General features: G+C 58.5%; 7 protein-coding genes and 2 pseudogenes. 5 read left to right on the forward strand and 4 right to left on the reverse strand.

The window, feature by feature from the left end; all coding sequences use genetic code 11:
• A pseudogene (locus ABX749_RS15080) lies at positions 1-210 on the forward strand (acetolactate synthase); the annotation flags it as partial.
• A gap of 73 nt (positions 211-283) precedes the next feature.
• Here ABX749_RS15080 and csrA read toward each other — a convergent pair.
• Both csrA and fliW read right to left on the reverse strand, forming a co-directional pair.
• Positions 284-508, reverse strand: coding sequence for a carbon storage regulator CsrA (csrA, locus tag ABX749_RS15085; RefSeq protein ID WP_095739475.1), 225 nt, complete (start codon positions 506-508; stop codon positions 284-286).
• A gap of 485 nt (positions 509-993) precedes the next feature.
• Positions 994-1419 (reverse strand): annotated as a pseudogene (gene fliW / locus ABX749_RS15090) (flagellar assembly protein FliW); the annotation flags it as partial.
• Between the two features lie 147 nt (positions 1420-1566).
• Between fliW and ABX749_RS15095 the strand changes: the two are divergent.
• The 3 genes from ABX749_RS15095 (at position 1567) to ABX749_RS15105 (ending at position 3547) form a co-directional block, all read left to right on the forward strand.
• Positions 1567-2199 carry a TerB family tellurite resistance protein gene (locus ABX749_RS15095; RefSeq protein ID WP_145211925.1) on the forward strand — a complete coding sequence of 211 codons (633 nt, stop codon included), beginning with the start codon at positions 1567-1569 and terminating at the stop codon, positions 2197-2199.
• Positions 2196-3047: a 50S ribosomal protein L11 methyltransferase gene (locus tag ABX749_RS15100; protein WP_372896700.1), complete on the forward strand. Its 852-nt coding sequence runs from the start codon at positions 2196-2198 to the stop codon at positions 3045-3047. The genes ABX749_RS15095 and ABX749_RS15100 overlap by 4 nt, the downstream gene beginning before the upstream one ends.
• A 149-nt stretch (positions 3048-3196) precedes the next feature.
• Positions 3197-3547 carry a hypothetical protein gene (locus ABX749_RS15105; protein ID WP_145211919.1) on the forward strand — a complete coding sequence of 117 codons (351 nt, stop codon included), beginning with the start codon at positions 3197-3199 and terminating at the stop codon, positions 3545-3547.
• Between the two features lie 7 nt (positions 3548-3554).
• On the opposite strand, the gene ABX749_RS15110 is transcribed toward ABX749_RS15105, so the two are convergent.
• The gene (locus ABX749_RS15110; RefSeq protein ID WP_145211916.1) at positions 3555-4967 is read right to left on the reverse strand and encodes an ArsB/NhaD family transporter; all 1413 of its coding nucleotides are present in this window, start codon (positions 4965-4967) and stop codon (positions 3555-3557) included.
• Between the two features lie 374 nt (positions 4968-5341).
• Between ABX749_RS15110 and ABX749_RS15115 the strand changes: the two genes are divergently transcribed.
• Positions 5342-5875, forward strand: coding sequence for a Uma2 family endonuclease (locus ABX749_RS15115; RefSeq protein WP_372896701.1), 534 nt, complete (start codon positions 5342-5344; stop codon positions 5873-5875).
• 174 nt (positions 5876-6049) lie between these two features.
• Here the strand turns inward: ABX749_RS15115 and ABX749_RS15120 are convergent.
• On the reverse strand, positions 6050-7473 hold a 1424-nt coding region (locus tag ABX749_RS15120; RefSeq protein WP_372896702.1), incomplete at its 5' end, for a hypothetical protein.

Below are 7473 nucleotides of genomic sequence, written 5' to 3' on the forward strand. Positions count from 1 at the left end.
CCTCAACCGCTGCTCCGCGTCTGCACCGCGTTGCTGCAGGCCGAGCTGAACATCATCCAAACGTATCCACTGATCGTCCGACCGCTGGGCAAGCCGGCAGTGGCGATCATGGTGGAAAACATCGAAATGGCGATGGAGACATTGATCGAGAAAGGATTCACGATCATCACCGAAGGTGACTTGGACGACAATCCGACCATCGATCAATAGCGAACTGCACAGCCAATCGCCGATCGCACTGGCGATCGCAAACGCTGCTGTGGCAGTCGGGGTGACCGGGAGCCTAATCGCGTGGCGGTTTGACGTCTTTGGTCGCGGCGGCACTTGTCTGTGACGAGCGTCGATTTTCACGTTGGATCGCGTCGTAGACTTCTTGTCGGTGAACCGGGATCGACTGTGGGGCTTCGATACCTAAGCGAACTTTATCGCCGCGGATATCGACAATCGTGACAACGACATCGTCGCCAATCATGATGCTTTCGTCGCGGTGTCGGGATAGGACCAGCATATTGGCCTCGACATCATTGAATTCTAAAGGAAACAGAAGGAGGTTACATCAACGATTAAACCACCCGAGTCGGCAGGCTCCCCGACGCGATCGAATCGCGGTGGAGAAAGGTTTCCATGGACTGGAAAGGGTGATTCAAGATCAGCAGACCCCGTCGCGTCCTGCGTACGTGCCTCCTGACAACCTGTTCATCGGCGCAGCGGTCCCGGCATTTGACAACGTTCTGCGGAAGTCGGCGCATGCCGGTCATGCCGATTCATCGCGCCTGCCGGGTTGGAACGAAATTCCCAATGTGATGGGCGTTCGTCGGCCCCGCGAGACCCTCAAGATCCGCCGACGGTCGGTCAGGATCGACAACGATGGCGGCGTCACACAGCGAGCTGGCGTTACGCCGCGCGGTTGATCTGCCCGATCAGGCTCGACGACGTTGCCGCCGCAACCGCATCGGCCGCCGTGGACGGGGCGTCGGTCAACGGCACCACCAGACTTTCCGACTGCAACGACGAGACGCCTTGCTGCAACGGATAGTCGTTGTCTGTGATCACCTGACAACCCAGCCGTCGGCTGAGATTCAACAGAATGGGCGAGCGTAGATTCGTCGTCAGCTTTCCACTGTGCCCCGAAACCGTCGTCAAGACGTACAGCTCTGTGCCCGGTCGCATGTGCAATCCGGCCAGTTCCCGACGTGAAACCTGAACGCGATAGTCCGGAAAGAACGCCCGGGGGCTGATCAGCGGTAGTGCCCGATCTCCACGTGACGCCGATTGCAACCACGCCACGGCCGGATTCTCCGAATCAGGAAGCAGCGCCCAATCGCGCAGCGTTTCCATCCCGATCAGTCCTGCGGGAAAGAGTAGAAGCTGGTCTTGATCGACAGTAATGTTGCCAAAACGCTGAGTTTCGATCCGCATCGGAATGGCTCGGTGGCGCTAGAGAGATTGGGTGTGCCTACACTATCGTTATCGGCGGAGTCCCTTTCGAAATCGACAAAATCAGACAAGAACTCCAAATCGGTGCCAGCCGGGCACCAAAGCCAAGGTTATCCCGCAGAGTGTTTCATGATCCTCATCGGCACGATGAACCTGACGCGGACACGCGAGACGGGGCAGTTCTACTGCCCCACGTGTCGCTGCGCCCAAGAGTATCGTTTGCGGTCCCGGCGGCCGTTTCTGACGCTGTACTTCATTCCCGTCGTGCCGATCGGTGCCGCCGAATGGTTTGTCGATTGCCGCGGCTGTCGCGACAAGTGGGATCCGACCGTGCTGCAGATGGACCAGCGTGAACACGAACAGGTTCAGGCCGAACAGTTCCAACGCGAAGCACTCCGCAGCGCCGTGCTCGTCGTCTTGGCCGACGACCAGATCAGCGACACCGAGGTCAACGTGCTTCAGCAGATCGCCCAACAACTGCTCGGCCGGATGGTCGACCGAGAGGAATTGGGTGAACTGTGCTCGATCGCACAGCAGAACAAGATTCGCGCGGCCAACTACGTGATGACGGTTTCCCGACGTTGGAGCGAAACGCAAAAGTCCGAGGCGCTTCAGGCGATGTTCTTGGCCGCGACCGCAGAAGGTAAGATGGACGGGGCACAACTTCAGGTCATGACCCAGATGCGCGACATCCTGGAATTGACCGAACAAGAATACCAATCGGCGATCGAAGCCGCTTTACAAAGAGAACTGGTTGAATGAACGCTCTCGTTTCTCCGCGGATCACCCGCGGCACCGGCCACCGGCGGTCTTTGATTCACGCCGTGGCGGCCACGACTCTGCTGTCGTGCCTGGGGTGTCCGGCATCGAAACGAAACGATCTCGATTACTCCTATGACGTCGAACAGTACGTCGTGCTGCCCGATCTGGAACAGATCGATGGTCAACCGCTGGTTCAATTTGAAAGTGTGTTCTGGGAGCCCGACGACACCACGTCGCTGCGGAAACTGATTGTCGAGGACCAGATCGCGGCGGGACGCAGTGTGCTGGAAATCGGTACCGGCACCGGCTTGTTGTCGCTGTTGTGCCTGGCCAACGGAGCCCAGAAGGTGGTGGCGACCGACATCAACCCGGCGGCAGTCGCCAACGCCCGCTACAATGTGGCGATGCATCAATTGGACGAATCGTTCGACGTCCGCCAGGTTTCGCCGTCGGATCCGAGTGCCTTTGCGGTCCTGGAACCGGACGAACGGTTTGATTTAATTGTGTCCAATCCGCCGTGGGAGGACGGTAAGGTCGCTGCACCGTCCGATCATGCCTTTTACGACCCCGATTTTGCATTGATGGATTCGCTGCTGGCCGGGTTGCCAAAGCATCTCAACCCGGGCGGACGTTGTCTTTTGGCATACGGGCATGCTCCCGCAATCACGCGTCTGTTATCCGAGGCTGATGCGTTAGGATACCAAACCAAGGTGCTCGATGACCGAGATGTCGATCAGTTGCCGCTGAATTTTCTACCGGGCATGTTGATCGAAGTGCGTTTGGGGCGTAATCAAATCCCCAAAGTTGACGCTAGCAGTGGTGAACCACCTGCAACGGATCCCCGTTAGCGGGTTGCCGCAAAAAGCTTGCGATCAACGGCTCACAGCCATTACCATGGTGTGAGCGGCGGATCAAAAGTGTTGTCATTTGTTGTCCGTGAACACTCTCGCAAGAGGGTGACCGCTTTCTTCGAACGTAACGCGAGTCGGAATCGCCCATGATCCACTACACCTGTGATCGCTGCAAACGCACGATCGATCCGGAAACGGAACCAAGGTTTGTCGTCGAGATCGATGTTCGTATGGCCAATGTGGTTGAGCCAAACAGTGACCAGGGAGACGACCTGGATCAACTCGCTGAACTGCACGATCAGTTGCAGCGAGAACTCAATGCCGAAATCGGCATGTGTCTGCACGACACGCTCGACGAAATCGACGACGTCCTGTGCGGAAGGGATCTCGACGATGGTCCCGAGCAATATGACCTTTGCGAACAATGCTACGAAGCATTCGCCAGCAACCCGCTCGGTCGCGAAACCACCGTCGGCTACGGCTTCAGCAACAACTGAAGCAATCTTAGGACAACGCCGGCATCCATCCATTGTTGTAGTGGAACAGCACGTAAACAATCGCGCCGGCGACCTGCAACAACATGATCAAACCCCCGATCTTCAAGAACGTTCCCCAGCCGACGTGCACACCGGCTTCTTTCTTGAGTGCGTAGATCGCGATCACGCAGGAGATCGATCCGATCGGTGTTCCGTTGCCGCCCAGGTTGCAGCAAATGATCAGGGTCCACCACAACGGTTCGATCGGCACCGTGCCATCGGCCGCGATGTCCTTGACGATCGGAATCAGCGTCGCGGCGACCGGGATGTTGTCGACGATGCTGCTGGCAACCGCCGAGAAAACGCCCAGCAGCGGAACCAATAGCGTTAACTCGTTCCCCGACAACTCGATCACTTGCTCGGCCACCCATGCCAACGCGCCGGTTTGTTTCACACAACCGATGATGATGAACAGACCCATGAAAAACAAAATCACGGTCCAGTTCACCTTGCCGATCGCATCTTCGACACCCTTGCCCGCAAACAGCAGCGCCGCGGTCGCGCCCACCATCGCAATGAAATCCATTCCCACGCCCATCTGCTGCGCAAACACAAATCCGATCACGGTCAACGTGAGGATCGTGCCGCTGCGTAGCAGCACGCGGTTGTCTTCGACCATCGCCCAGGGATCAAACGTCTCGATCTGAGCACGCAGCGCTTCCTGTTGCTCCTCGGTTTGCTTCCATGGCAAGTCATTGCGAAAGAAAAATCGCAGTGCCGCGATCGCGATCACCAATGAAACGACCGCGTACGGCAAGCTGACTTGCAAGAAATGGGCATACGGGATTCCCGCCGCCGTACCGATCATGATGTTCGGCAGCCCGCTGGCAAACGTGGCGATCGCGCCACTGTTGGCACAGATCGCCACACTCAGCAAGAACGGCATCGGCTTGTAATTCAGCGAGCGACAGATCACCAGCACCAACGACGAAAGGATCAACATCGCGGGAACAATCGTCAGCACCGCGACGAACACGAACGTGACCAGGCACAACGTCAGATACAGCTTGGACGCCGACCCGCCGGTGAAGCGGACAATCCACATCGACAGAAAATGAAACAGGCCACTCTTGCCGACCACATCGACCAGGATTCCGGTGCCGATGATCACGCCAAAAATATTCAGGTCTTCCTTCAGGAACTCATACAGCTTCGGGTACTCGAATAGACCCAACGCCAAACCGAGCACCACCAACACCGCCGCACCGCACAGCGCCGCGACCGTTTTGTGAAATCGCTCGATCGCAACGCCCACGTAGGTGGCGCACATGACGGCGGCAAACAGCAGCATCACGCCGGCGGAGGCGGGTTCGATCGGAGCTTCCTCCACCGAACTGGCAAGCAATGGAGAACCGGTAAACAAGGTGTCAATCAAAATCATTCGAAGACCTGCGACGCAGAAACGGATTTGATTTGCATACCGTACCACCGAACCGCCAAAACACGCTACCTGGGAACCGTGGACCAGATTGCCACTTCGCCGCCAATGCAAGCGGTAGGGCGCGAGCCCTCCGGTCTTTCACGGTCAAACCGGACGGCTCGCGCCGTTCCGCTAACTCCTGTCGTGCCAATGCCAGCGGCAGGACGCGAGCCCTCCGGTCTTCAGCGCCCCTGCCACGCCACTCGCGAGTGGTTAAAAACACACGCCTTCGCCGATCCAGCGCCCCGTCGTTTCGCTTGGCCGCGACCCGGCACCGCCGCTACAATCAATTCCGTCCCCGCAAACCGGCAACCGTTCCCGCAGAGCACGTCTCGATGAGCACCGCACCACGCTACATCCCCCATTACACGCTGGAAGACTACGCCCGCTGGGAAGGCGACTGGGAGCTGATCGACGGCGTCGCCATCTCGATGGGGCCGTCACCGTTCGGCCCGCACGAACGCGTCATCTCCCGGTTGTCACGAATGATCGGAAACCAAATCGACCAGCATCAATGCCCCTGCGAGGTGTACACCAATCTGGACTGGATCATCGGCGACGACACCGTGATCCGCCCGGACCTGATGGTCATTTGTGGCGACCAGCCTGAAAAACACCTCCAGCGGCCGCCGGAGCTCGTCGTGGAGGTGCTCTCGGACTCCACCCGCGGCCGAGACCTGACGGCAAAACGCACGCTGTGCCGTGAGAACGATGTCCCGCATTATCTGATCATCGACCCGGCCGAAAAAACGATCGAGCACGTGACGGCCGCCGGCAGCGATCACCCGCCACTCGACGCCACGCTCCACCTCATGCTCGCCACCGCAAACTGCAAGTTGACAATCGATCCCCAGTCCCTCTTCGACTGAAGCCAATTCGCCCAACATTCCGTCTGGCATTACCCTGCCTCGCATCACCCTGCCTCGCATCATTCTACCCCGTACCATCCTGCCCCGTATCATTCTGCCCCGTATCATTTTGCCCCGTATCATTTTGCCTCATCTCGCTACGACGTGACACACCCGCGTAGGTGTCAAGCGGTGCTATGCATCGTCATCATCGTCAGCGTTCAGCTCGTCCGGCGAAAGGAGAAAGACATCCGCCCAGCCGGATTCCCGGATCAACCGTTGGGCAGGAATTCCCGTATAGGGAACACGAATGACCGAACGGATTGCCTCGGACGTGTGATCATGGGATCGTGAGATCGCTGCGGCACGAAGGGACTGGCCCATTTCACTCCGATGGCGTTTCATCTCTGGCCCAAGCCCGAGTGCTTCGAGGTGCGGCATCCAGCGATTGTCCAGCATCGGTGTCGATTTTCGCAGTTCGCCCCTCGCGTATTGGCGGACTCGATACAGTTCGCGTTTGACTTGCCAGACTCCGCGGTGCGGCATCCATGCGGCGATCAATTGGGCACTAAAGTACGCCAGGATGCTGACGGCCGATCCGATCCAGGCTTGGGCAGCATACGGTCGATTGACAGCCAGATGCATCGCCGCATAGACGGTCGCCAGCACGATCAGATGCAGCAACAGACCACGTCGAGCGACTCCGACGTGCCACCAACGTTTCGGCCACCCCAGCGTCAGCATCAGTGCCAAGAAGTTGACGACGACCACCACGATCAACTCGTCATCGCGCTGCAGACCGTTCAGTTGCAGAGAACCGCCCCATAACCCAATCGCGATTGGCACAAGCGCGATCCGCGGAAGACGCGAGGCGTCTTGGTTGGACGTCGATTCCGCGATCAAATTCCGCCAATATTGACTGACATCGACTCCCGATGCACACGCTCGGTTTCGAATGGCTTCACTGGTCGTCGTGTCGTCTTCACCAAAGATCCACTTGGCGAATGCTTGTTCGACCCGTGGCAGCGACGCGAGTGGGACGAGTAGACGCAACTGCAGCTCGTCGGTCTCTTTCCCTTCGTGATTCAGTACCGGTTCGATCGAAAGTTTTCCTTCGCTCTCCAGCCGCGCCAACAGATCTTGCAATGAGAACGGCGGCGCTGATGATTGGAAATAGGTGTGAACCTCTTCGGGAGTGAGCGGGCGAAGCCGCTCGGCGACGGCGGAGGCATCGAACCGTTTGCCCGCTGTCAATGCTTCCAAGATCAGGCACACCACAAAGAGAATTGGCCCCAAGACCAAGACGGCCATCACCGATTTCAGACGCGTTTCATGTTGCGGTTCGCTGGTGGCCGCAGGTCGTCCGGCGGGCAGGTACTCAAACAGTCGCCGGACACGGTATTCGATCTCGGGGGTCACGCGCGCCAGTTCCGCCGTCGAATCCACCTCGCGCCATGCCGTATCGAAGCGAAGGTTGTAGTTCAGCTCAAACGCCGTATCGCGATTCTCGTCGCGTTCGGGAAACAGGACGGAGTGATCCAGGCGATACCGACGATCGGGAGCCGGCCAGGCCGCTTTGGCGTCGGCGACGATGGACTTCCATCGACGCCACGGGCTGC

It is taken from the genome of Stieleria sp. (genome assembly GCF_041595215.1).
Taxonomy (GTDB): Bacteria; Planctomycetota; Planctomycetia; order Pirellulales; family Pirellulaceae; genus Stieleria; species Stieleria magnilauensis.